Source organism: Rothia sp. HMSC058E10, assembly GCF_001809415.1.
Taxonomy (GTDB): Bacteria; Actinomycetota; Actinomycetes; order Actinomycetales; family Micrococcaceae; genus Rothia; species Rothia dentocariosa.
This window is the reverse complement of sequence record NZ_KV797643.1, coordinates 57,287-83,041: the sequence shown is the minus strand read 5'-3', so window position 1 is coordinate 83,041 and position 25,755 is coordinate 57,287. Positions and strand designations below refer to the sequence as shown.

Genomic DNA, 25,755 nt, shown 5'->3' with positions numbered 1-25,755 from the left:
GCTCAACAATGCTGCAAGATTGACTACTCCTGCCAGCCTACGTTCATCCAGTAATCGGCGCTCGTGTAACTCGTTTTGAAAAGGCTCGGCCCATAGTTAGCCAGCTTAGACTTGACGGCATAATATTCCGGACCATTAGCGTATGGAAGGTACATCACGACCTTTTCAAGGTGCATCTTCTCAAGTTTATTGGTCATCTTGAGCTGTTCTTCACGCGATTCGACGGTCAGAAGCTCTTCACAGAACTTATCGATCTCGGGATCGCCCACGCCGTTGTTATTGGCGGAATGGTAGAGGGAAACAGCCGACTCTGCCGGGTCAAGACTGGTGCCGAAACCGCCTAGTATCGCCTCGTAAGATTTTGAGCCGATGACCGAGGTGTAATTTGAACCCGGCTGATTATCAGTATTCACCTTGATTCCAGCCCGCGACATTTGCTCGGCAAAACTACGTGCCAGGGCCTGAGTCGTGGCCTCACCACCGAAGTAGGTGATAGAGAATTCTGCTTTTTTGCCGTCCTTCTCATAAATATCGCCATTGAGCTTATAACCGGCTTCTTCCAGAATCTTCTTGGCGGCACCGGCACCGGTTTCTTTGGGGTAGTTATCCTCGTACCCTCTTTGGAAAGGCATAAAGACAATAGAGCCGGGCATCGGCTCGCTCCAGCCAAGCTGAGAAAACATAACGTTCGCCAGTTGAGCGCGGTCTAAAGCTGCGGCGATCGCACGGCGCAAAGCCAAGTCAGTAATACGCTTGGGGTTCAGGTGCACACCGCGCACTCCTGTACGCTGACCCTCGCGGATATCGGTACCCGCCTGCCCCTTGAGCTCGGTATAGGTATTGTTTTCGACAAATTGAGTAGCGTCAACATCACCATTTTTGAAGGCCGCCCGAATAGCATCGGTTGTCATTTCACGCCACACAATACGGTCCAGAAGGGCTTTCTTTTCGCCCCACCAATTCGGGTTTGGCACAAGGGTTAGAGTCTTCTCTGCGGAATTCCAGCCATTTTCCGCGACCTTGTACGGACCTGCCCAATACTGGTCGAGAGGCTTATCCACAAATCCCTGATTGAAGAGTTCCTTATCGGTCAGCGCCGGATGCACTGCGGTAGCAAACAGGCTTTCTGCCGGATAGTACGGGCTCTTAGTCGTGATTTTGACTGAGAACTTATCACCATCTTCTTCGATGGATTCAACGAGTTTCCACGCTTCAGATTCGAGGAGTTCGTACCCGGTTTCTTCGGTGGTCTTTCCGTAGAGAGTCCAGCATGCGCGCACCGCTTCAATATCCATTGGGGTGCCGTCGTTAAACTTTGCTTTGGGGTTAAGTTTCATGCGGATAATCTGTTTACCGTCTTTGGTTTCCGCCTTATGTTCCAGGCACAGATCCGAGTTGAGGCTTAGGTCTCCGTTATAGTCGACATTGAAGAAGCCAGCACCCGAGGGGATATTACAGGCGTTAATGGCATCCAGGTTTGAGCTTGTGTACCCGGTCTGAGTTAGGGTATTAAAGTTTGGTCCCAATGATGTAACGACGAGGCGCAGCTCGCCGCCCTTCTTCAGCGAAGAGTACTCTTGTTTATTCACGTTCACACGCGAGAGGACATCTGCAGAATCGGTAGCGGCAGTGCCGCCCGGTTTATTGGATTTACCGCCTCCGCACGCAGCCAGCAGGCCTGTAGTTCCCAGGGCAACTGTTCCCATAAGCAAGTTGCGTCTCGACACAGGTGTTTTCATGATTTTCTCCTTAAGAGTGGATAGGAAGAAGCGCCGCTGCTACCTTCCAGAAATGCTCACCCACTGGGGATTTAGAGGTATCCCAGGGGTGAAAGATGCTTTTAGTATAACCCATTGTGAGACGCATCTATGATACAAAACATATTATGAAGGCTCTAAGGAAACTTTTAGAAAAATACACACCTGGTATTAACACAATGAGGGCACCTACCTCACGATATATATGTGAAATAGGTGCCCGCGTTGATGAGCCGCTAAAGACTACTCCTGCCAGCCTACATTGACCCATAGATTAGCATCTGTATAACTTGTCTGGAACAAGCGAGGACCGTAGTTTGCCAGCTTACTCTTCACAGCCGAGTAGCTCGGACCATTAGCGAAGGGCAAGTAAATAGCAACCTTTTCCATGTGGAGCTTCTCTACCTGATTGGCAAGCTTAATCTGCTCATCTTTAGATTCAGTTGCCGAAATCTTAGCAATCAGCTTATCGATTTCGTCGTCACCCACACCGTTGTTAATATCCTTGGTGTAGAAGTACTGGGGGCTATCTGCCATATTCGCGCCTACAGCCCAACCGGAAAGCGTACAATCGTAACTCTTCGTACCCACGACAGAGTTAAAATTCGACTCTGGCTGATTATCGTTGGTTACTTTAATACCGGCTTGTTTAAGCTGTTGCTCTATTCGCTGGAATTTTGCTTGGGTGACGGTATCACTACCGAAAGTAGTAATCGAGAATCCTGCAGTCTTACCGTCCTTCTGGTAAAAGTCACCGCTCTTGGTGTACCCTGCTTCTTCCAGAATCTTCTTGGCAGCATCTGCTCCCGAATCCTTCGGAACGTTATCCTCATATCCCTTCTGGAAAGGCATAGCGAGCATAGACCCGGGCATTGGTTCTTCCCAGCCAACCTGCTTAAAGGTAACATCTGCTAGTTGAGAACGATCAACCGCTGCAAAAGCAGCACGGCGAACCGCCAGATCTGTAACGCGAGTAGCATTAAACTGCAAGTTCTGCACACCAGTATTCTGACCTGAACGAATTTCAGTACCGTTCTGCCCCTTAACCGCGCTATAGGTTGCAGCATCGGTAAATCCTGCGGCATCCAGTTCACCGTTCTTAAACGCAGCCCGAAGAGAATCGATACCCATCTGACGCCAGATAATCTTCTCCAGCAATGGCTTCTTCTCGCCCCACCACTTATCGTTCGGAGCCAAAGTAATAACCTTCTCAGAAGAGTTCCAGTTACTTACCTTAAAAGGACCAGCCCAGTATTGATCCATAGGCTTATCGACAAAACCATCGTTGAACAGCTTCTTATCGACAAGAGCAGGATGTGTAGCAAACGTACCCAGGTCATCCGATAGATAGTATGGAGTTGAGAGAGTAATCTTCACATGGAACTTGTCACCATCGACAGCTTCAATACTTTCCATCTGCTCCCATGAAGGGTTGGGGATGATGTTGTAGCCTGAGTCTCCGCCACCCTTATAGATCTCCCAGTATGCCTTGACTGCTTCAACGTCAATAGGAGTACCGTCATTAAAGACAGCCTTAGGGTTAATCTTGAATTCTACGGTCTGAACCCCATCTTTAGTCTCCATCTTGTGTTCCAAACAGAAATCTTTGTTGATAGAGCGTTCGCCTGCAGGGTCCGTATTATAAAAACCAACAACGGCTGGTATGTTACAAGGGCCTCCAAAAGCTGCTAGGTTCTCTGTGGTATAGCCGCTCTGAGTCATGGTGTTGAAGTCCGGGCCCAAAGCACTTACGGAAAGTTTCAGTTCGCCACCCTTCTTCAGTGAAGAGTAGTCTTGCTTGTTAATCTGCAGATTCTTGACAACTTCTTCCGCGCTAGAAGCTGCTTTGCCGCTTAGCTTGTCATCTTTTGAACCGCCACACGCAGCCAGTAAGCCAACACTTCCCAGGGCGACAGTGCCCGTCAGCAGGGTGCGGCGGTTGAAGGTTCTCTGAACGTTCATGAGGATTCTCCTTTACTGCCTCGAGTCTATACGATGTGACACATCACCTATGATTCAAGGCACATACAACAATGTTGCTTTTATAGTACAGAACCCCCTACCCCACCGCAAATAGTTTTCGAGCCTTACCAATCTACGGAATTTCTACCATACAAAGCCGTAGATTCTCCCCGTCATATATTTGCTTTTTTAGAATAAAACTAATTTTTATCCGCAAATGCGATAAAGCGCGAGCAGATAATATTTTGTCGAGCAGATAGCGGGTTGTTATCTGCTCGACAAAATATTATCTGCTCGCCGGGTTAGGGTGAGTGCAAATGTGCATAACACCCACACCATCCGTCAGAGAGCGAGCAAAACTACTTCACCCAACCAACCTTAGTCCAGTCGATGGTCTTGAACAGGAACGCACCATAGTTAGCGAGACCCTTCTTCGTAAAGACGTAGTGAGGACCGTTAGCGGCGCATCCTAAGAAGGCAAGTTCGGCGGTATGCTTCTTCTCGATCTCGTCGCATTTGAGGTTCCGCTCCTTATCGTCCTCAATCAGAAGCATTTCATCAATCATGGCGTCGATCTCAGGGCTGCCGATACCGTCGCTATTGGACGAGTGGAAGAACTGTTGAGTGGCGACCGTAGCATCGGGGTTATTCGCCTCGTACCCCGCGAACGTAATGTCGTACTCCCAGTTGCCCAAGACCCGACCGAAATCGCCTTCGGGATGCTGATCGACCTCAATATTGAGCCCGGCTTCTTTCATATTCCGCGTAAAGGTCTGAGCCATACCCTTATCAACAGGATCGTCGCCAAAGATCACGATCTTATAGTGAATCTGCTGCCCATCTTTCGCGTAGAACTCGCCGTCTTTAGTGTATCCGGCGTCCTCAAGCACCTTCTTGATGGCGTCTTTGGGACTGCCCTCTACCTTGGGGAATGCATCCTGATAGTACTCCGAGAACGGCATGTGGAGCATCGATCCGGGTATCTCTTCTTCATAGGGCAAGCCCTGGTACCGAATCTTGGCGAGGGCTTCCCGATCAAGCCCATAGAAAATAGCCTTCCGCACGGCGGCATCCTTGACCCGCCGGGGGTTCACATCGATACCGGAAACATGCAGGCGCACTCCCTTGTGGAGTTCCGTGCCTGCCACCGCCTTAAACTCGGAGTAGGCAGAGGCGGTTCCGGCAGCCGCAGCATCAATTTCGTCATTCTTGAAGGCCGCTTTCTTCGCTGGTTCATCCATCTGCCGGAAGATAATCTTCTCCAGCACGGGCTTATCACCCCACCATTTATCGTTCGGCACCACCGTAATGGTCTTCTCGGAGGAGTTAAAACCGCCGTCTTTGATCGTGAAGGGTCCACAGCCCCACTCGGGATGCAGATTATCCACAAAGCCCTCATTGAAGACCTTAGGATCTTCCAGCGCCGGATGCAGAATAAAGGTGAATAGGGCGTTCAAGGGGTAGAAAGGCTTCGAGAATGTCACCTTTACGTGGAAGTTATCTTCTTCGGCTTCCACGCTTTCAACGTATCCATAAATATCCGAGGTCACAATATTGTATTCCCCGTCAGCCTTTTGCTGAGTTTTCCAGGTGGCCTGCAGGGCTTTCACATCAATAGGCGTTCCGTCGTTGAACTTGGCCTGGGGATTCAGCACGATCTTGACGATAACCTTCTCACCCTCTTTGCCGGGGGTAAAAGACTGAGCATATTCTTTCCTGAGGGTCGTAGTACCGTCAAAGTCTAGGGTCCACAAGCCTGCATCATGAATAGTGCTCATGATGGTCTGGGTATCGGTCATATTGCCCGACGTAGTCCGGGGGTTGAAATCTGGCCCCATCGACCCGACCGGCAGCCGCAGGGTTCCGCCCTGTTTCAGCTCAGAAACCTCGTGAGCATTGATGTCGTAGAGGTCTTTAAGGTTTGCACCCTGCCCGGGAGCGGTAGTTTTTCCGTCCTTCGCGCCGCCGCCACATGCGGAAAGCACACCGACGGTTCCAGCTGCCGCAGCTACGCCCAGCAGAGACCGGCGAGTCAGTGCATGAGGAATGAACGCTGCTGGGGTTTTGCTGATGCTCATGATGTGTTTCCTTACGTGTATGCGCCCTGCGATGGGCTTGGTGTTTCAAAGGCTTTGAGATAACTTATGCAGTATTATGCATAAATTATCCATATCCAGAACCATACACCGAACTTCATGCGAAAGTTAAGAGAAACAGCGATAATGTGTTGTAGATTACATATTTTCATGCATATTTACGCAATCTTTGAGCAGATATTTCCCTACTTTCAGGCAATAATGAGCATAACTTACGACAATCCAGGATATTTACTGAATATCATGTGTGGCTATGAGAGCACAGACAAGGCGCATCCCCACTCCCCCGCGAGGGAATGTAGGATGCGCCTTATACATATTTGTAGAACGCTCCCCTAATTTCTAGGGGCTATAAGCCCGTCCAACTAGCCAGTGAACCCAATACGCGACCACGCCGAAGGGTTGTACTGCGGATCATCAAAGAGAAACGCACCGTAGTTCGCCAGGTTCTTCTGGCAGCATACGATTTGTGGACCGTTGTAGAAGACGCTGCTCGTAGCAAATTCCTCCATATGCTTCTTCTCGATCTCGTTGCACTTGAGGTTACGTTCTTTAGCATCCTCAATGGAGAAGAGCTCTTCAATCATGGCGTCAATCTCTTCGGAACCAGCCCCATCGTTGTCTTCGCGGGAGTAGAACTGCTTGGTGCCTTCAGTACCATCGTCGCTGTTTACACTGTACCCAATGAAGCTCAGTTCGTGCTCCTTGGCAGACATCACCTTACCCAAGTTACTAACAGGCTGCTGATCGACATCGCTCTCAATGCCCAGATCACGAAGCTGCTGAGAGAGGAAACGTGCCAGAGATTTTATGGTGTTATCCTCGCTAAAGTTGTTCACCACTACTTTCGCGCGTTTTCCATCCTTTTCATAGAAATCGCCGCTTTTAGCGTATCCGGCCTCTTCAAGAATCTTAGCGGCCGCAGCCTTCCGATCGGCTGCCTGCGGCATACTATCGGCATAGTACTCCGAGAACGGCATATGGATCCTCGATCCGGGCAGGGCCTCGTTGAACGGCAAACCCTTAAAGCGAGTATCGGAAAGCGCCTTACGATCCAAGCCCACCATAATGGCGCGGCGAAGCGGAGTATCGACTTTGACGGGGTTCATCACCACACCGCCTGCAAAGAGGCGTTGGCCCTGGCGGAACTCGGCATTCTTAACATTTTCGAGTTCCTTGTATACGCTCACGACATTAGCGTTTACGGCGTCAAGCTCGCCATTGGCAAAGGCAGAACGCTGCGCAGGGGTATCGAGCAGACGGAACGTAATGGATTCGAGAACCGGTTTTTCGCCCCACCATTTGTCATTTCGTGTGACGGTCAGCGTTTTCTCGGTTGAGTTCCAGCCGCCTTCGGCAACCTTAAACGGCCCTGCCGCATAATCGGAATTCGGCTTATCCACTAGACCATTGGCAAAGAAATCGGTATCCGTCATTTTCGGATGCACCACATAGCTGAAGAGGCTGGCAATAGGGTATGAAGGCTTCGACATCGTGACCTTCACGCGGGTTGCGCTGCCGTCTTCTTCAATAGACTCAATATTTGGGTACAAACCCGTGCTCTGAATCTGATAAGTCTTGTTGTCTGAAAGAACTTTATGAGTCGCTCTCAGAGCTTCAATATCGAGCGGGGTACCATCGTTGAATTTTGCCTTTTCATTCAACGTGATATGCAAAACCTGTTTGCCGTTCTCCATTGCGGAGGTGAACTCGGTACAGAAGTCGGGGTTAGGTGAAGTTTTACCTTCGTAATCTTGCTGCCACAGACCACTCGTGAGCAAAGAATTATACGAAGAGATAGCACGAGCATTATCGCCAACGGCGCCCTGAGTATGCAGAGGGTTGAAATTTGGTCCCAAACTGGTGACCGCCAGACGCAGCTTTCCGCCGGATTTGAGGGCAGAAACATCCTGCTTATTAATTTTCACGAGGTCTGCGATATTCGCACCTGCCGTTGCTGCAGCCTGAGTAGAACCGGAACCACTGTTCTTGCCGGAACAAGCCGCAAGCATACCAGCGGTGCCCAGCGCAGCACCACCTGCGAACAGGGTGCGGCGGTTCAGAGTGGAGTGAGCTTTCACGAGCGTATTCTTTCTATCACCGACAAACGCACAGTCTAGCGCTACCGCCCGTGGTAGCGGCGTTTGATACACCTTAATTGTATTCATGGAATTACAGAGCGAGAATTTATTTCCTGCAATCTCAAATATTGGTAATTCATATCACTATTTCGCTTTATCGCATAATATAAATTTTTAGCTCTTTAAAACGTTGCGGGGGTGACTCTCCTATGAAAATCACCCCCGCAACACACATGCGGTTCTACGAAACCGACTCTAGCGCTACATCGGGAAGGTCTGCACCATCCGGGTAGTAGCAAGCATAACCGTGGTCTTCGCCGTCAAGCGTGATAACCTCGGGCTTTTCCTCCAGGCACCGCTTCTGCTTATCCTCAGGAAGCAGCTTGAAGATGGGGCACCTGCTGGAGAAACCGCATCCTACCGGTGCATTAACCGGGGTGGGCAGGTCGCCATCCAGCATGATGCGCTGGCGCTTAGCCTCAACCTCCGGGTCTGGCACGGGAATAGCCGAAAGCAAAGCCTTGGTGTACGGGTGAATCGGGTTATCAAAGACCTGATCCACGTGACCAATCTCGACGATGCGCCCCAGGTACATAACCGCAACCCGGTCAGAAGCGTGGCGAATCACGGCGAGGTCGTGCGCCACCATCAGGTAACTCAGACCCAAGCTCGCCCGGAGTTCCTCAAGCAGGTTAATCACGCCCGCCTGAACGGAGACATCCAACGCCGAGACAGGCTCGTCCAGCACCACAAGTTTCGGGTTCACGGCAAGCGCGCGGGCAATACCAATACGCTGGCGCTGACCGCCCGAGAACTGGTTCGGGAAGCGGTTCACGTGATCGGGCTGCAGACCCACGATCTTCATCAGCTCAACCACACGCTTTTTAATGTCCGGACGCTTCATGCCCTGGTTTTCCAGGGGCTCAGCAAGAATCTCGTAGACGGTAAAGCGCGGGTCGAGGGCGCCCGTGGGGTCTTGGAAAACCATCTGTTGGTTCTTGCGCAGTTCAAGAATCTCACTGACAGATTTATGATCCTGCGTAGAGACGCCGTTAATCAGAATCTCGCCATCGGTTTTCTTGCTGAACTCCATAATTTCCAGCAGCGTGGTGGTTTTACCACACCCGGATTCGCCCACGATTGAGAAGCACTCACCCTCACGAATATCGAAAGATACGCCGTCCACGGCCTTCACGGTGCCCACGCGGCGCTTCATGAGGGAACCCTTCATGAGCGGGAAATGCTTCTTCACGTTGCGCACTTCAAGCACCGGCGCGCGATCTTCGCGCGGAATGCTTTCAAACTTCGAAACGGGAGTTTCAGGAACGGTATAGAGTTCTTCGGCCGTCTTACTGATGAGTTCCTGCGAGATAGTGCAGGAGGAGTAGTGACCCTCACCAGCGCCCTTGAGCGGAGCGAGCTCGGGCTCACCGGCATCGTCCTTGCAGCATTGACCGCCGTTTTTGGCGACGGGGCAACGCTCACGGAACGAGCAGTGATCCACCGGGTACAGCAGATTCGGCGGAGTACCCTCAATGGGCACCAAAGAGGTCTTCTGCGAGCGATCCACGCGGGGAACCGCACCCAACAGGCCAATCGTGTAGGGATGGCTGGGGTACTTGTAAAGGTCTTCAGCCTTAGCAATTTCTACCGGTTTACCCGCGTACATCACCAGAATGTCATCAGCCATACCAGCGACAACACCCAAGTCGTGGGTAATCATGATAGTTGCCGCACCGGTTTCATCCTGCGCCTTATCCATAACCTCAAGCACCTGCGCCTGAATGGTGACGTCAAGCGCGGTAGTAGGCTCATCCGCAATAAGCACGCGCGGATCGTTGGCAATCGCCATTGCGATCATGATGCGCTGGCGCATACCGCCGGAGAACTCATGCGGGAAAGAACGCAGACGGTCGGCTGGGGAAGGAATACCCACTAAGCGCATGAGTTCGATAGAGCGATCTTTAATCGCCTGCTTGCTCATACCCTTATTGTGGATTTTGAGGACTTCGGCAATCTGATCCCCGATAGTGTACACCGGAGTCAGCGAAGACAGCGGATCCTGGAAGATCATGGAGATGTGCTTGCCGCGGTACTGGCACATTTCCTTATCGCTCAGACCCAGCAGTTCGGTGCCGTTGTATGTGATAGACCCGGTAATATCGGCGGTCGTAGGGTGAAGCCCCATAATCGCCATAGATGCCACGGATTTACCCGAACCGGATTCGCCAACGATACCCAGGGTTTTACCGGCGTAAAGGTCAAAATCGACGCCGCGCACCGCATGTACAACACCGTTTTCGGTATTGAAGCTAACGTGCAGGTCTTTAACACTCAGAACGGGAGAAGTGCTCATGAGTTTTATGCCTCCTCATTCTGGGCGGATGCCTGAGCATCGGGATTGGGGTCGGTTGATGGTGCTGCAGCGTCGGCTTCCTGAGCCTCCACGTCTTCGACCTTAGATACCGATTTCTGGCTCTTAGGTTTCTTTGACTTCTTGATCTTACCGACCGACATGGAAGTCGGGTCGAAGGCATCGCGCAGGCCATCATTCATGAGCGAGAGCGGCCCCACCAGCAGGAAGAAGAAGATAACGGGGAACCAGAACATATGCGGCAGGGTATTAAGCTGCTGTGCAGCATCGGAGATCAACGACCCCAGCGAGTAGTTCGGGTAGGTAATACCAATGCCGATAAAGGAGTACGCTACCTCAGAGAGCACAGCGATCATGATGCCGGTCGTGAAGTTCAGAACGAGCATCGAGCCGATATTCGGTACGAGGTGCCGCAGCACAATCTTGAAGGGATGTACGCCCATGTAACGTGCTGCCTTCACGTAATCGCGCCCAATCAGGGATTGCGCCATCGCACGAATCACACGGGCAGGTCCCATCCAGCCGAATACAATCAGCACAGAGGAGAGCACAATCCACGTGGGAACGGTCTTCTGAATCTGCTTACCGATCTGACCGTTGATGAAAATCGCCAAAATCAGCAGAGAGGGAACCATAATCATGGTCTCCAAGAGGAAGAGCATAACCCTGTCGATCCAGCCACCAAAGTACGCCATTACGCAACCGTAGATCGCGGAGATAATGACGGTGGCGATACCCACGACCAGGCCGATTTCCATTGAGGTCCATACGGCTTCGCTCATCATGGCGAAGAGATCGTTACCGCCCACGGTGGTGCCAAACCAATGCTCTGCGGAGGGGCCTTCACCGCCGAGGGTCATAAAGTCAGATTCGGTTGCGGAGTACTTAGAAACATATTTGCCGAAGTACCCGAAAAGCCCCACACAGATAAAGACGATAAGCCCGAACACCGCAGCCTTGTTGCGCAAGAAGCGGCGGAGGATAATCACGTTCTTGTTGAGAACTTTAAAATCACCATTCTGCACGACAGGTACCGTGCTTGTTTCAGTTACCTGGCTCATGAGATCCTCACTCGGGGGTCGACGATCGTGGTCGCGATATCGGCGATAATGGCACCGATGGCGAACAGCACGGAACCGTAGGCGAGAGTAGCGGTCGCAGCGTTCACATCCTGCTGGCCGATCGCGTCAATAGACCATTTACCGATGCCGGGCCATGCAAACACGGACTCCGCGAAGAAGGCACCCGCAAAGATGGTGGGAATGGTGTACGCAATCGACTGTGCCACCGGGATGAAGGACACACGCAGAGCGTGGCGGGTAATCGCCTGGTTACGGGTGAGTCCTTTCGCGCGAGCGGTACGCACGAAGTCTGCGTTCACGTTATCGAGCAGGTATTGCCGCTGGGCAATCTGATAGCTGGCCCATCCGAAAATCGTCATACAGAAGGTCGGCACCACATAGTGCGCCGCCATATCTATGGTGGTATCCCAGAAGCCTGTAACACCGGGCGTCGAAATACCGGTCACATAGAAAATCTTTTCGCCACCGTTTTCAACCACGATGTTGTTAATGGCGGTCGCTCCCTGCTGCACCACGAAGTATGCCACGGGGGCGGGAATAATGTAGACGAGATAGGAATAACCGGTAATAACCCGGTCGGAAAACTTGTACTGACGCGCTGCCGAGTAAACGCCCAGCGCCACACCGATGATAATGGTCAAAATAGTCGCCGCGAGCATCAATCTGGTAGAAACCCACAGACGCTGACCGAATTCCTGATTGATATATGCGCTGTTTGGGCTGCGTCCCCAATCAAATTTGGTGACAACATTCGTCAGCCATTGAATGTATCGGTCCCACGCACTCATTTCGGGGTCTAACCCAAGGGATGCGAGGGTGCGGTTCACCTGCTCAGGCGAGGGGCGCGGTACCTTTTCCTGCTCCAAAAGGGCAGGTTTTAGAGTGGTAACAGCCGCAAAATAACCCATAGTCGTGGTTAAGAAAACCATCACGAGGTAAGTGAGCGACCTCCGGAGGATGTACCTAAACATGGGGCGGTTCCCCTCCTAGATATTTTGGTTTCGTAGGCATGTGTGTAATAGCTTCCGTCATCGGATAATCCAGTGACTATAGTCACTAGAAGCGTAGTTCCTTTATCTTATATTTACATTCGGGTATCCACCAAACCCACATCGCCTTAAAATCAGCCGACAAGCACCATTTTGCGGGGTGTTGCGAGGAGTTTAGAGGCGGCATCCCCGGTATCGCTATCAAAATAAGGTTCGGCAAAAAGTTACGAAAGATTTACACACACCGAAGATTTGTGGCGTCATATTTTTCCAGAACGCCTCAAACCCTCTCCAGACCCCAAAAAATCCACGAAAAACCATGTAAACAGGAGCAAAACCAACATCTAAAATAAGTAGGCCCTAACTTATATTTTCGGGATTTAGGGCAAAAAAATTTTATGAATTTCATACCAAAAAGCACCCCGTATCCTGTGATTTATGAATGGCATCACAGGATACGGGGTGAGAATGTATCTCTTTTACACGTGACTTTCTACGTTCGTGAAAATTCTAGAACCGGTTACGGTACTCGCTCGCAGCAGCACCGGTGCGGAAGGCACGAATATTGTGGGCGATCAGTTCCTCCGGATTTACGGGGCGACCACCGGCGGCATGCGGGGTGATCACGATATTCTTCGCATCCCACAGGGGAGAATCGGAGGGGAGCGGTTCGGTTGCCGTCACGTCCAGTGCCGCACCCGCAATCGAGCCGGAGTTTAGGGCGGCGACGAGTGCATCCTCATCAACAGTGGTACCGCGCCCGACGTTAATCAGGTAGGCGCGCTTGGGCAGCAGCTGCAGCTTATGGGCATCGAGCGCTTTGAAGGTCGAATCGCTGGTGGGAAGCACCATCACGAGAATATCCGTAGTTGGCAGGTATTCATCGATTTGTTCGGTCGCAATCACCGGGAATCCGGAGCGCTCCCCCGCGCTCTGTGCAACGCCGGTTACGTTCGCGCCGAAAGCCTTGAAGAGCCGCGCGGTCTCTTGGCCAATCGAGCCGAATCCCCACACAAGCACATTGGCATCAAGCAGGGTTGTGACCTGGTCTTTCGGATGAAGTTCCTGCGCGCCACCTAGCTCCTCAGCCCAACGATGCTCGACCGTCGCCTGCGCCAACGTCGGCAAGAAGCGCACGAAGTTCAGGGTCAGCGCGAGTGCATGTTCCGCAACGGTCTTCGAGTGCAGACCCACACCTGCACAGATGGCGGCATCTGGGGTGAAGCCTGCCGCGCGCACCGCATCCGGTCCCGCAAGAAGCGCCTGAATAAGCCCCACATTTTTCATGCGGCGGGCGGAATCCGCGAGCTGATCGGCGGTATTCGCCCAAGCAATCAGGACCTCGGCATCGGTATCCTCCTCGGCGATAGGTTCCGTGGGGTTGTAGTGCCGCACGGTATCGCCGGGTTCAAGCCCTAGTTTCTCTTCGTCGAGCGTAATTGAAGTAGGGATCAGAATCTTCATGGGTCCTCCTGTAGATGGCGCATGCGGACTGGTGTTCAGCAACGAAGGCAACCCGCACCCGTGTGAGGGGGTTAACAGTTATTCCCCTCCAGCATAGCGTGCGAGGGGAATAACTGTATAGGGTTACCTAAGAAAGCCGTTAGGGCTTGGTGCCGCGCGAAGGTTCGCCGGTGTCCTCTAGATCCTGAGCTTGATGCTCGGTTTCAGCCGGTGCATCGGATGCACTATCGGCAAGTTCCGGGTCGATCACGGTATGCGATTCACCCTGCATCTTCTTCAGACATTCGGCATCTTTCGCCGCCATTTCGGGCGTGATGACCTCAATGGCACCCGTTGCCGAACGCGCCACATCGGTAGTAGTGTGCGTTTCGATGGTGGTGGCGAGCGCATCCTCACGGATGAAGAGAAGCAGAATCGCGGAGATTAGCCCGAGTGGTGCCAGGTAGAGGAAAAGCGGAATCAGGGCATCATTGTAGGCGTTCACGATAATGCCGTGAATCGGCTCAGGAATCCGGCTGACGAGCTCGGGAGTCAGGGAGGAGGTTCCGTGTTCCCCTGCCGAGGCTACTGCTTGCGCGGGCATGCGTTCACTGAGCAGGCTGCTCAGGCGTGAGGTAAACAGACCACCCACGAGCGATGCACCCACGGTTGAGCCGACCTGGCGGAAGAAGTTGTTGGCTGCGGTGGCGGTTCCTACGACGGTGACGGGGAAAGCGTTTTGCACGATGAGGGTGAGGAACTGCATCGACATGCCCAGGCCCGCGCCCATGACCGCCATGTAGCTGCAGAAGATCCAGGTGGGGGTGCTCGGGGTGATGGTGGAGATGAGGTAGAGCCCGAGCGCCACGAGTGCGGTACCGGTGACCACATATGCCTTGTATTTGCCGCGTGCGGAGACCAGCCGTCCGGTAATAATGGAGACCACGAGCAGGGCGCCCATGAGGGGAATCATGAGCAGACCCGCCACGGTTGCGCTCACGCCCAGGGACATTTGCAGGTAGGTGGGGATGTACTCGACGGCACCGAACATGGCAACACCGAGGGCGAGAGAGGCGCCCAGGGTGAGCAGGAAGTTGCGGTTGGTGAAGAGGTACATGGGCATGATCGGCTCTGCGGCTCGGTTTTCAACCGGGATGAAGATCAGGGCCGCGACGACGGATGCGATGAGAAGCCCAATAATCTGCGGGGAGTTCCAGGCGTACTGGTTGCCGCCCCAGATGGTGGCGAGCACGAGCGCGCTGGTTCCTGCCATGAGAATAATGCTGCCCAGGTAGTCTATCTGCCGCTTTTCGCGGTCTTTGAGCGCGGTGTGCGGGAGCAGGAAAATGACGGCGAAGATTGAGAGTACGGCAAGCGGCAGGTTAAGCCAGAATGCCCAACGCCAGCCGGGCCCCTCAGTGATCCACCCGCCAATGAGCGGCCCGGCGACCGAGGAGAAGGCGAAGACGCCGCCGATAATACCCATGTATTTACCGCGTTCGCGGGCGGGGATCACGTCTGCGACCACGGATTGGGAGAGAATCATGAGACCGCCACCGCCGACTCCCTGGAGCGCGCGGGCGACGATCAGCCAGGTCATATCGGGAGCGAGCGCGCCGATGATAGATCCCGTCATGAAGGAGAGGATGGCAAAAATCAGGAAGGGTTTACGCCCGAACTGGTCGGAGAGTTTGCCGTACACCGGCATGGTGATGGTGGAGAGCAAGATGAAGGTGGCAATTACCCAGCTCATATGCTCCACGCCATGCAGTTCGCCCACAATGGTCGGCAGTGAGGGTGCGAGGATGGTTTGGTTCAGTGCCGACATGAGCATCACGATGACCAAGCCGGAGAACATGAGCGCTATTTGATGTTTTTTAGCTTCAGCCGTGGTGGCTTCAGCGGTTTTGTCTGAGTGCGACGTCATTCCTAGTTTTCCTTCAGCAGGGCTTGAAAAGTTTTGACGGTGTTGTGGATGCGCCGCTCGACCTCGTCTTCGTCGGCAATATCCTTGGCGAAGTGCAGCTGCCGCAGCACCGCGGATGCGAGCTGGACCGTGGCACGGGTGCGTTCTTCGGCAGTTTCTGTCAGCGGCATATTTTCGGGGCGGGTTATCAAAGGGCCGCGCCTTCCTGCGGCGTTGAAGGCATCCCAATCGACGGTATTGAGATAGTCAATGAGCACCTGTTCGCAGTTGATATGGTGTACCTTCAGCCGGTGCCTAAATTCGGGGAATTCGTCGATGCGCTCCCGGAATTTTGCGTGATTGGCAAAGTTGAAGCTGTGCCGCACGATGTACAGCAGCAGATGGGTGATACGCACGATGAGGTTGTCGTTTTCGTGCGCCCGGTCGCTGGCGAGCAGCTCGTCGGTGATGGCGGGGGCGCGCAGGCCGAGCACCGCATCCTCTTTGGTTCCGAAGTAGTTGAAGAAGGTGCGGGGCGAGATTCCGGCTTCCGCCGCGATATCTTCGACGGTACTGCCGCGCATGCCGTGCTGGCGGGCTAAGCGCAGGGCGGTTTCGTGAATGTTCGCCCAGGTGCGTTCGCGGCGGCGTTCACGCAGGCTTGTCTCGGTGCGACTCGGCTCAGATTTTTGCATAACTGCAATTATTGCATTTCTGCATTTTTTGCACAACTGCACTATGCAGGCGACGCAGCGTGTCCTGTCTCTCCCCCACAGAAGACAAGATACTAGGCATAATAATAGGGTGAACTTTTTTTCCCCCGGATACCTCGACTTCCTACCCGATTGGCTCAGGATTATTCTGTTCTTCGCAGACCTGAGCATCCGTGTGCTGTCCCTATTCTGGCTGCCCTACAACCGCAAGCCCGTGGTCGCACTCGGCTGGCTCATGGCTATCTTCTTCATCCCGTTCATCGGGTTCCTAGCCTTCCTAATTTTCGGGTCTTCTCATCTTCCGCAATACCGGCGAGCCCGGCAGCACGCCATGAACGACCTGATCCGCGAGACCACCGGCGGCACCCCGCAGCTCACCGACTCCGACGGGCTCAACGAAGCAACCTTGGTCGCCAGCCAACTCAACTACAAGCTCGGTTCGCTCCCCCTCGTCGGCGGGAACTCCTTCACCCTGCATAACGACAACCACGAAGCCATGCGCATCATGGCGCAGGAAGTCAACAAAGCCCAGCGGTACGTTCACTTCGAGTTCTACATCACCGCCTACGACGAAGCCTCCAAAGTACTCTGGGATGCCCTCTTCGCCGCCCAAAAACGTGGCGTGCGGGTGCGTGTGCTCATCGACCATATCGGCTCGCGCAAATATCCCTCATACCGGCAGCTGACAAAAATGCTCAACGAATCGGGTATCGAATGGCGCCTGATGCTGCCCATCAAACCCTGGCGACTGCAATGGCAGCGCCCCGACCTTCGCAACCACCGCAAAGTCCTCGTGATAGACGGCGCAGTGGCTTTCTCAGGCTCGCAAAACGCCATTCACCGCTCCTACGACCTCAAAGAAAACGTGCGTAAAGGTCTGGAGTGGAAAGACCTCACCTTCTCATGCACCGGTCCCATCGTCGAAGAGCTCAACGCGGTATTCGTCTCCGATTGGTACTCCGAAACAAACCAGCTGATCCTCGAAGAAATTGAGGCGAAAATCCCCTACGTTCCAGGATCGATGCGCGCCCAAGTAGTTCCCTCCGGCCCCGGGTTCGAGACGGAAAACAACCTGCGCCTAATCAACTACATGATCTACAACGCAGAAAAACGCATCACCATCTGCTCACCCTACTTTGTACCCGACGAAACCCTGCTGCAGGCACTCACCAACGCAGCATTCTCGGGCATCGAAACCACCGTGATCGTCTGCGAAAAAGGCGACCAGTTCCTCCCCAATATGGCGCAGCGCTCCTACTACGAGACGCTGCTGCAATCCGGGGTACGCATTCTGCAATACCCCAGCCCCACAGTACTGCATTCCAAGTTCATGTACGTAGATGACGAAATGGCGTTTATCGGCTCATCAAATATGGACCCCCGCTCATTCTCGCTCAACCTCGAAGTATCAACCTTTATCGCAGACCCCGCTATGGTGGATGCGCTCGCCGACGTTGCGCGAACCTACGAAAGTATCTGCACGGAACTGCGTTACGGCCCGTGGTCCTCACGCCCGCAGCGCATTAAGGTCACCGAAAATATCTGCCGACTCTGGTCATCACTCCTGTAAAACGTGGTCTGGAAACGCCCTTAACATGAGGGAGTTCGGCATGACCGCACTCTCGAAGCGGTACCTGCGGCTGTGGTGATGACCGTGTGCAAGTGCACCTTCTGCCGCCTCTGAAAGACCAGCTGACATGGGGTTTTATACCGATTCGCCATATCCGCGATGTTTTCCCCGCGAATGCAGAAAACGCACGATCGCCCGCACCCGTCGCGGACGCATCGCGCGTCGTCCATTTCTACCCAAAAATATAGTATATAGCCTATCGCCACATGCGATTTCCCGCGTGTATCGCCGAGGGTTTAATCTGCAGCCACTCCGGACTGGGCAGCCGCACGGCCTTCTTGCACCCCGACAGAGCCGTGATAATCGACTCGCACCGGCGGTTGAACTCAACCGTATGCCGCTTATCCACGATCTGCCCCGGAAAATGGCGGTGCATCTTCGACACCGAATCGCTGCTCTCCTGCAGACCGTGCCCGGTATGGCCCGGCACATGCTTCACAATCACCCGATGCGCCCGAATAGCCGCAGTCAGCTGTTCCATCTCGGCGATAACCCGGGCATCCTGCACGCCCTCACGCACCCAATAATCGAAAGCCCAACGGCTGTGCGCCAGCCGAAGAAGAAAAGTCAGCGCGCCCAAGGAATCAGTGTTAATAATCAGGCGGCGACCGCCGTGATAAAACACGTGAAACGCCGCGAGCATCGCCGAAAGCTCACCGGTCATAATATTCACGGCATCATAGTGGGTGTGGAAGTAAAAGCCGTCCTCGCTCACCCCGGCAATGCCCATGCGCCCACCGCGCAAATACTTCTTATTGTGGGTGGCGCGAAAGGAACAATCGGTAAACACGTTATAGTCCACGAGCTGATTTTCGGGAACCTCTGCCAACGTATCAGCGATCATCTGCTCGGTCAGCTGCTCGGCACGATCCTGAAAATAGCGCATCGTCTCGGCGGCATCCGTACCGGCAAGGCGCACATGCACCTCACCCAGCGAATGGTTATCGTAAGGGTCAAGCACCTTCTCAAATGCCCGGTACTCCATCGCCTTCTTAAGCTGCTCACAATTACGAAAAAGAAGCTTCAAATCGTGCCGGTCGGCAGCAACCGTCACCAGGTGGTGCGTGTAATCCGAAGGAATAACATCCCAGGCATTAAGCACAATGCGCCCCAAAGTCTTCGGGTGCACCACATCGCACGGGTCAAGAAGCGAATGCATACACGATTCAACCACCGGTTCCTGGTTGATGACAATGCGCTCACCGTTTTCACGCGAAATATAGACGAGAGCCGTGAGGGTGCTGTAACAGTACCCCTTGGTTTTACGGGTGTATTCGGCAACTGCAATCACAGCCACGCCCCGAGTTGTATAGCCCGCTGGGTACGAGGTGCTGTAGTCGGGCGCCTCCCAGGTTAGGGTGCACCGTTTAATATGAGCCGGTGAGAATCCCACGTGTGTACACCCCCTTGCCGCATAGTCTCCTTCTTTCGTGTAGTGAGGAATTGTTCCACTATCTTTTATATGCCCGCCGGTGTCTGTGCGCAAACGTTGAACAGGTTATTTTACAGTCAGCGAAGAACCTTAAAAAGGGAAGCTAAAACCGTTTCTTGGCGGGGATTATGCGCGGTGAATGAGAGGTTCTGCCCCGCTCTGGCGCGCATCTGTGCGACGGTGTAGGGTTGGAGTTATCCGGTATATCTAACCTTGAGAAGGAGCACACCATGATCGGTGTTTATGCAGGTGTTTCGGTCAAGCCCGAGCACGTTGAAGAATTCCTGGCATCCGTCCCCGCCCTCGTCGATGCATCGCGCAAGGATGCGGGCAATATCAGCTACGATTTCGGCCCCGCCGCCGGTGAGACCCCTGCGGGTGAGCCGCGCGCCTTCGCGTTCATTGAGCGTTGGGAGTCACAGCAGGCGCTCGAAGCGCATATGGCGACTGAGCATTTCGGCACCGCTGTGAAAACCTGGGAGCCGCTGCTCGCCGCAGAGCTGGATGTGCGCATCTTCGAGATGTAACTCTACTCCCCCTGTTCTCCTCTGCTAAAAAGAGCCTTTATTTGAATAAAGAGGGTTTTTCGCCGCTTTATTCAAATAAAGGCTCTTTTTATGCTCGGTCAGTAGGCGATTAGATTCCCTCCGGGAGGATGCGCACCCCGCCCTTATCGGCAGAGGCGGCCAGCATCCCGTAAACCTTCAGCGCATTCGAGACTTGACGTTCGCGCGGCTTGGTGGGCTTCCACGGGAGGGCGCCCTTCGCCTTGCGCCGCGCCTCCAAAACCTCGTCCGGCACATTCGCCCGCAGGATGCGGTTGTGTACGTCGATCTCGATCTCGTCGCCGGTTTCCAGCAGGCCGATAGCACCACCGGCGGCAGCCTCCGGCGAAACGTGGCCAATCGAAATGCCCGAAGTACCGCCCGAGAAACGCCCGTCGGTAATGAGCGCGCAGCTTTTGCCCAAGCCCAGACCTTTCAGGTACGAGGTGGGGTACAGCATCTCCTGCATGCCGGGGCCGCCCTTCGGACCCTCATACTGAATCACCACAATATCGCCGGGTTTCACGTGCTTCGACAGAATCTCAAACACGGCTTCATCCTGCGACTCAACCACAAATGCCTTACCCACGAAGTGGAAGAGTTCTTCATCAATACCGGCGGACTTGATGATCGCGCCGTTCTGGGCGATATTGCCGCGCAAAACCGCCAGACCGCCGTCTTTCGTGTAGGCATGCTCCACGGCGCGAATGCACCCGTTTTCGGCGTCCGTCTCATGCGATTCGTACTTGTTCGCGGTCGAGAACGCCTGCGTGGTGCGCACCCCGCCGGGTGCGGCAAGATACAGTTCTTGAGCCTGCTCGCTCGCGGTACCGGAACGGATATCCCACTCGCCAAGCCATTCATCCAAGGAATCAGCATGAACAGAATGAACGTTCTTGTTTAATAGCCCGGCACGGTCCAGCTCACCCAGCAGCGCAGGGATACCGCCCGCACGGTGCACATGCTCAATGTGATACTTCGTAGAGTTCGGTGCAACCTTCGCCAGACAGGGCACATGGCGCGAAATACGGTCGATATCGTCCAGGGTGAAATCAACCTGCGCCTCGTGGGCAATCGCCAGAATATGCAGCACGGTATTGGTGGAACCGCCCATAGCCACATCCAACGCCATAGCGTTTTCGAAGGCTTCCTTGGTGGCAATAGAGCGCGGCAGAACGGACTCGTCATCCTGCTCGTAGTAGCGCTTCGCCAGGCCAACGATGCGCTTACCCGCCTGTAAAAACAGCTCTTTACGCGCGATCTGGGTCGCAAGCGTGGTACCGTTGCCGGGCAGTGCCAGACCGATCGCCTCGTTCAGGCAGTTCATGGAGTTTGCGGTAAACATGCCCGCACAGGAACCACACGTGGGGCAGGCGTTCTTCTCGATCTGGGCGAGCGCGGTATCGCTCACGGAATCGTCCACCGCCATGACCATCGCATCCACCAGATCCAGGCGGTGCTCCACAACGCCTTCAACGCCCTCGCCGGATTCCATAGGGCCGCCCGACACGAAAATTGTGGGGATATTCAGGCGCATCGCCGCCAAGAGCATACCGGGGGTGATCTTGTCACAGTTCGAGATACATACGAGCGCATCCGCGCGGTGAGCGTTCACCATGTATTCGACCGAGTCGGCGATGAGGTCGCGTGAGGGCAGGGAATAGAGCATGCCGTCGTGGCCCATCGCAATGCCGTCATCAACCGCGATGGTGTTGAATTCTTTCGCCACACCGCCAGCCTCACGAATAGCGCCAGCCACCAGGTCGCCCATATTTTTCAGGTGCACGTGACCGGGCACGAACTGGGTGTAAGAGTTGGCAATCGCAATAATCGGTTTGCCGAAATCATCATCACCCATGCCGGTTGCGCGCCATAGAGCACGGGCACCCGCCATATTCCGACCGTGAGTTGAGGTGCGTGAGCGTAATTCGGGCATGTCTTTACCTTCCGTTGTGATGCATCTATAGATTCTACGCGCAGGCGTGCGCCCAATCATCGAAGGGTTACTTTGGTTTCATATGTTGGCATGCCGTGATGCTTGGTCATGAGCTGTGCCTGTGGCACGCCGAAGGGTGAGTGTGGATGCGGCGCGCACCTTATGCCGCGGGGCGGGCAAGGATGCCGGATCTGCGGCAGATTTGCCCCCTTGAGAATATATCCCCGTGCAGCGTGGAATGAGTCTATTATGCCCCCTATGCTGGTGGGGTAAGAACTCCCTCCGCGTGATTTGCGCCAGCTAGCGAACAAACACTACACAAGCGCACGAAGACTCGCACGGCAACCCCCGTTATCTTCTCCATTGGATGTATAGATGCCTCACTCCCCCGCCTCGTTCCGAAGCACCGTGATCTACCAAATCTACCCGAAGTCATTTTATTCCGCGCACGGGCGGCCAACCGGCGATATTCGCGGCATTATAGAGAAGGTACCCTATGTGGCATCGCTGGGGGTGGGTATGGTGTGGTTCAACCCGTTCTTCGCCTCGCCCCAGCACGATAACGGCTACGATATTTCCGACTACTACGCCATTAACCCCGAGCTGGGCACGATGGAGGACGTTGAAGAGATGATCGCCGCGTTTGGGGAGCACGGCATCGGGGTCATGTTCGATATGGTGCTCAACCATGTTTCGACCGAGCATGAGTGGTTTAGGCGGGCGCAGGCGGGCGAGCGCGAGTACTGGGATTATTTCTATCTTCGCCCGGGGCGGGTTCAGCCTGACGGCACGGTGGTTCCGCCCACGAACTGGGGGTCGAAATTTGGCGGTTCGGCTTGGGAGCCTTTCACCGATACGGCGGGTGAGGTTTATCGGGACGAATCGGGGGCACCGCTGTACTATCTGCACCTTTACGACGTCACACAGGCTGATCTGAACTGGTATAACCCCGCCGTGCGTGAGGAACTCTATAAGGTCGTTAATTTCTGGTATGACAAGGGTGTTCGCGGGTTCCGCTTCGATGTCATTAATGTGATCGGCAAGTCCGAAGAGCTTGAGGATGCGCCCGCCGGGGTTATCGATAAGACCCTGTATACCGACACGCCCATCGTGCATACGCATCTGCGGGAGCTGAACCGCGCATCGTTCGGGTGGTATGGGGATACCGTGACCGTGGGTGAAATGTCTTCGACGAGCATTGAGAACTGCGTGGGCTATTCCAACCCTGAGAACCGCGAGCTCGACATGGTGTTTAGTTTTCACCATCTGAAGGTGGATTATGAGGACGGCGAGAAGTGGTCGAAGGTGCCGTTCCGCTTTGCTGAGCTGAAGGGTCTGCTCAACGATTGGGCGCTGGGCATGCAGGCGGGCGGCGGGTGGAATGCGCTGTTTTGGAATAATCATGATCAGCCGCGTGCACTCAACCGTTTTGGTGACGTTCAACGGTATCGGGCGGAATCTGCGACCATGCTGGCGACCGTGATTCACCTGCTGCGCGGCACTCCATATATTTATCAGGGCGAAGAGATCGGCATGATTGACCCGGTGTATTCTTCGATTGACGACTACGTGGATGTTGAGGCTCATAACGCTTTTAAGACCCTGCGTGCGCGGGGTCTCTCGGAGGGCGAGGCGCTTGAGGTTGTGCGCGCCAAGGCACGGGATAATTCGCGTGTTCCCATGCAGTGGGAGTCTGGTTCTGGTGGGGAACGCGGCGCGGTTGGATTTGGTACCGCCATCCCCTGGCTGGCGCCCGCGCCCAGTGTGGATGCGGCAACCGGCGCGGGTATTTCGGTGGCGGATGAGGAACGTGACGGGGTGATTTTGCCGTACTATCGCGAGCTGATTCGCCTGCGCGGGCAGTACCCGGTGATTTCTGAAGGCAGTTATGCGCCCTATGCGCTCGACCATGAGCGGGTCTTCGGGTACCTGCGTGAACATATCGCTAAAGGCACGCGCACGCGGCTGTTGGTGCTCAATAATTTCTTTGGGGACGAGACGGCGGTGCGTGTTCCTGCCGAGTTCATGCCGGGCGAGGTTCTGGACGCAGTCGCTGGCAGTGAAGGCTCACGAGTTCCAGCGGAAGTGCAGTCTGCACGGGTGCTTTTGTGTAATTACAAGAATCCGCTCAGTCAGGTTAGCGGTGTTTCCGGCTCCGATCCCCGCGAGGTTGAGGTTACGCTGCGCCCCTACGAATCGTTGGCTTTGATCGTGGAAGAGCCCATCGTTTCTTCTTAGCTCGCCAGATTAATTGCTCGGTTACCCACGCGCGGTTACATGGGCATTTACAGGTATGGTTACATGCACGAGCAGGTGGTTTTTTGTTCCGAGCAGGTAGGAAAATCCTACCTTTTCGGCAAAAAATGACCTGCTCGCGGTTTAAAACGCAGTTAAAGTGGGAGCATGAGTTTTGATTACATGCCCTCCGAAACCTTCCAACGTGCCGACCTTGACTCGCTTCTGAGCGTGCGGATTGATGTGGCGCAGGTGCCGGGCGGCGCATCCCAACGGCAGATTTTGGATGCAGTACGCACCTTCTTGGGCTCCCTCACTCATGACGATTCCGCCGACGGGCACGCGATTGACCCGGTTCTGGGGTTTGCGCGCCCCTACTATGCGGGCGGGGTTACGGTGGGCGTGGTGCCCGCATCCGGGCGGGGCAAGGTGGCGCTCGCCGGGATCCATGAGGGAGCACAAGCTGTTGGGTTAGGCAGGTTCAGCGTGCCATCGAACGGTAAGGCGGGCTGGCGCATCGTGACGTCGGTGGTGGTCTCTAGCGCGGGCGAGGATGTGCTGGATTCCCTAGAGGCTGGCATCGAATACCTGACGGATGCGCTCGGTGACCTGCGGGTAGGCCTCTCCCTCACGGAACTCCCGGTCGTTTAGGCTCCTCTCCCCTTTCCAGTTTCTCCGACCGTCAAACCGTCAAAAGAGCCTTGATGATGAATAAAGCGGGATTTCCAACTCTTTATTCATCATCAAGGCTCTTTTTATGCGCCCGGAAGAATTAGTGCGTAGGCGCAGGGTCGTCCTGCGCATTGGAAAAGACGGTACCGCCGCGGGACATGCACACTTCTTGCGCCCGGCCCGAGTCAATGTAGTCGAAAAGTAGTTTCTGATCCTCTTCAGAGTAGGCCTTAGCCCAACGGTTATTCAGGATGCGGAAGGTTAGCTGGGCTTGGAGATAGGCCAGGTTGGCGCATACGCTTGATGCCTGCACAGAGTTTATATCTCGCCCATTATTGACTATTTTGCCGCTCCCCTGCAGGACAATTCCGGTTTCATAACCGTCATCATAGACGTTATATCCCGTAATGTTCTTATATTCAATCTTATTTTTATGCCCTTTGAAGGTACATGTTTCAACAAAGCTTCGGGTTATCATTACATATGTATTAAAATAAATTAAAGTTACGCCAATAACTATTATTGCAACAACAAACATAATAGCAATAGAGACATATATGTTCGTGGAACTATATAAGGATGCAAAAAACATGATACCCATAGCAACTAGGCTTAGTAAAAACTGCACGAGACCAAGAGGTTTTATGCGTTGTTCCTTAAAGTTGTCTGGATCATTCTTCTGACTACTCTTCGACAGATATGCTTTAAGACCGTTTGACATTTTAGAAGGCTGAAAATCTTCCATGATAAATTTTCCTTTCTTCATTCATTTTTATCGCAAGAATTGACAATAAGATAATCTGGTACGTCTGTAAAATTACTCCTTACTTTCCCGGTATGGACTATTATCGTTCTCTGGGAAAACAAAACCGCTTTGCTCCAAACAAATCTCACGCGCTCGA

17 protein-coding genes are annotated in these 25,755 nt (G+C 54.0%); 4 read left to right on the top strand and 13 right to left on the bottom strand.

All coding sequences use genetic code 11. The annotated features are described in order from the left end of the window. Positions 1-23: 23 nt before the first annotated feature. The 10 genes from HMPREF2609_RS09735 to HMPREF2609_RS09690 form a co-directional block, all read right to left on the bottom strand. Entirely contained in the window at positions 24-1,739 is a 1,716-nt protein-coding gene (locus tag HMPREF2609_RS09735; RefSeq protein ID WP_004006529.1) for an ABC transporter family substrate-binding protein, read from the bottom strand. Positions 1,740-2,000: 261 nt separating this feature from the next. Continuing rightward, on the bottom strand, positions 2,001-3,719 hold the full coding sequence (locus HMPREF2609_RS09730) for an ABC transporter family substrate-binding protein (RefSeq protein WP_004006528.1): 1,719 nt from the start codon (positions 3,717-3,719) through the stop codon (positions 2,001-2,003). Between the two features lie 359 nt (positions 3,720-4,078). Beyond that, complete coding sequence (locus HMPREF2609_RS09725; RefSeq protein ID WP_004006527.1) at positions 4,079-5,797, bottom strand: ABC transporter family substrate-binding protein; 1,719 nt, start codon at positions 5,795-5,797, stop codon at positions 4,079-4,081. 383 nt (positions 5,798-6,180) lie between these two features. After that, positions 6,181-7,896 (bottom strand): ABC transporter family substrate-binding protein, encoded by a 1,716-nt coding sequence (locus HMPREF2609_RS09720; RefSeq protein WP_070520685.1) that lies wholly within the window; start codon positions 7,894-7,896, stop codon positions 6,181-6,183. A gap of 241 nt (positions 7,897-8,137) precedes the next feature. After that, positions 8,138-10,252: an ABC transporter ATP-binding protein gene (locus tag HMPREF2609_RS09715; RefSeq protein ID WP_070536640.1), complete on the bottom strand. Its 2,115-nt coding sequence runs from the start codon at positions 10,250-10,252 to the stop codon at positions 8,138-8,140. 5 nt (positions 10,253-10,257) lie between these two features. Continuing rightward, a complete protein-coding gene (locus tag HMPREF2609_RS09710; protein WP_070536638.1) occupies positions 10,258-11,331 on the bottom strand; it encodes an ABC transporter permease in 1,074 nt (357 codons plus the stop codon). After that, positions 11,328-12,323 (bottom strand): ABC transporter permease, encoded by a 996-nt coding sequence (locus HMPREF2609_RS09705; protein ID WP_070536636.1) that lies wholly within the window; start codon positions 12,321-12,323, stop codon positions 11,328-11,330. The genes HMPREF2609_RS09710 and HMPREF2609_RS09705 overlap by 4 nt, the downstream gene beginning before the upstream one ends. Positions 12,324-12,851: 528 nt before the next feature. Further along, positions 12,852-13,805, bottom strand: a complete 954-nt coding sequence (locus HMPREF2609_RS09700; RefSeq protein WP_070536634.1) for a phosphoglycerate dehydrogenase — start codon at positions 13,803-13,805, stop codon at positions 12,852-12,854. Positions 13,806-13,944: 139 nt separating this feature from the next. Next, positions 13,945-15,711, bottom strand: a complete 1,767-nt coding sequence (locus HMPREF2609_RS09695; RefSeq protein ID WP_070536632.1) for an MDR family MFS transporter — start codon at positions 15,709-15,711, stop codon at positions 13,945-13,947. A gap of 2 nt (positions 15,712-15,713) precedes the next feature. After that, entirely contained in the window at positions 15,714-16,385 is a 672-nt protein-coding gene (locus HMPREF2609_RS09690; RefSeq protein WP_246825646.1) for a TetR/AcrR family transcriptional regulator, read from the bottom strand. A 109-nt stretch (positions 16,386-16,494) separates the two neighbouring features. Here HMPREF2609_RS09690 and cls point away from each other — a divergent pair, with 109 nt between their 5' ends. Next, a complete protein-coding gene (gene cls, locus HMPREF2609_RS09685) occupies positions 16,495-17,973 on the top strand; it encodes a cardiolipin synthase (protein WP_013398413.1) in 1,479 nt (492 codons plus the stop codon). A gap of 256 nt (positions 17,974-18,229) precedes the next feature. Here the strand turns inward: cls and HMPREF2609_RS09680 are convergent, their stop codons facing one another. After that, positions 18,230-19,426: an RNase H family protein gene (locus tag HMPREF2609_RS09680; protein ID WP_048753412.1), complete on the bottom strand. Its 1,197-nt coding sequence runs from the start codon at positions 19,424-19,426 to the stop codon at positions 18,230-18,232. A 269-nt stretch (positions 19,427-19,695) separates the two neighbouring features. Here HMPREF2609_RS09680 and HMPREF2609_RS09675 point away from each other — a divergent pair, with 269 nt between their 5' ends. Further along, on the top strand, positions 19,696-19,992 hold the full coding sequence (locus HMPREF2609_RS09675; RefSeq protein WP_070450863.1) for a putative quinol monooxygenase: 297 nt from the start codon (positions 19,696-19,698) through the stop codon (positions 19,990-19,992). Between the two features lie 109 nt (positions 19,993-20,101). Here the strand turns inward: HMPREF2609_RS09675 and ilvD are convergent, their stop codons facing one another. Next, positions 20,102-21,946, bottom strand: a complete 1,845-nt coding sequence (gene ilvD / locus HMPREF2609_RS09670; RefSeq protein ID WP_070536628.1) for a dihydroxy-acid dehydratase — start codon at positions 21,944-21,946, stop codon at positions 20,102-20,104. Positions 21,947-22,321: 375 nt separating this feature from the next. Here ilvD and HMPREF2609_RS09665 point away from each other — a divergent pair, with 375 nt between their 5' ends. Together HMPREF2609_RS09665 and HMPREF2609_RS09660 are read left to right on the top strand one after the other, a co-directional pair. Then, positions 22,322-24,184, top strand: a complete 1,863-nt coding sequence (locus HMPREF2609_RS09665; protein WP_070536626.1) for an alpha,alpha-phosphotrehalase — start codon at positions 22,322-22,324, stop codon at positions 24,182-24,184. 165 nt (positions 24,185-24,349) lie between these two features. After that, positions 24,350-24,832, top strand: a complete 483-nt coding sequence (locus tag HMPREF2609_RS09660) for a hypothetical protein (protein WP_070536624.1) — start codon at positions 24,350-24,352, stop codon at positions 24,830-24,832. A gap of 121 nt (positions 24,833-24,953) precedes the next feature. Here the strand turns inward: HMPREF2609_RS09660 and HMPREF2609_RS09655 are convergent, their stop codons facing one another. Further along, positions 24,954-25,598, bottom strand: coding sequence for a hypothetical protein (locus HMPREF2609_RS09655; RefSeq protein ID WP_070536623.1), 645 nt, complete (start codon positions 25,596-25,598; stop codon positions 24,954-24,956). Positions 25,599-25,755 lie beyond the last annotated feature (157 nt).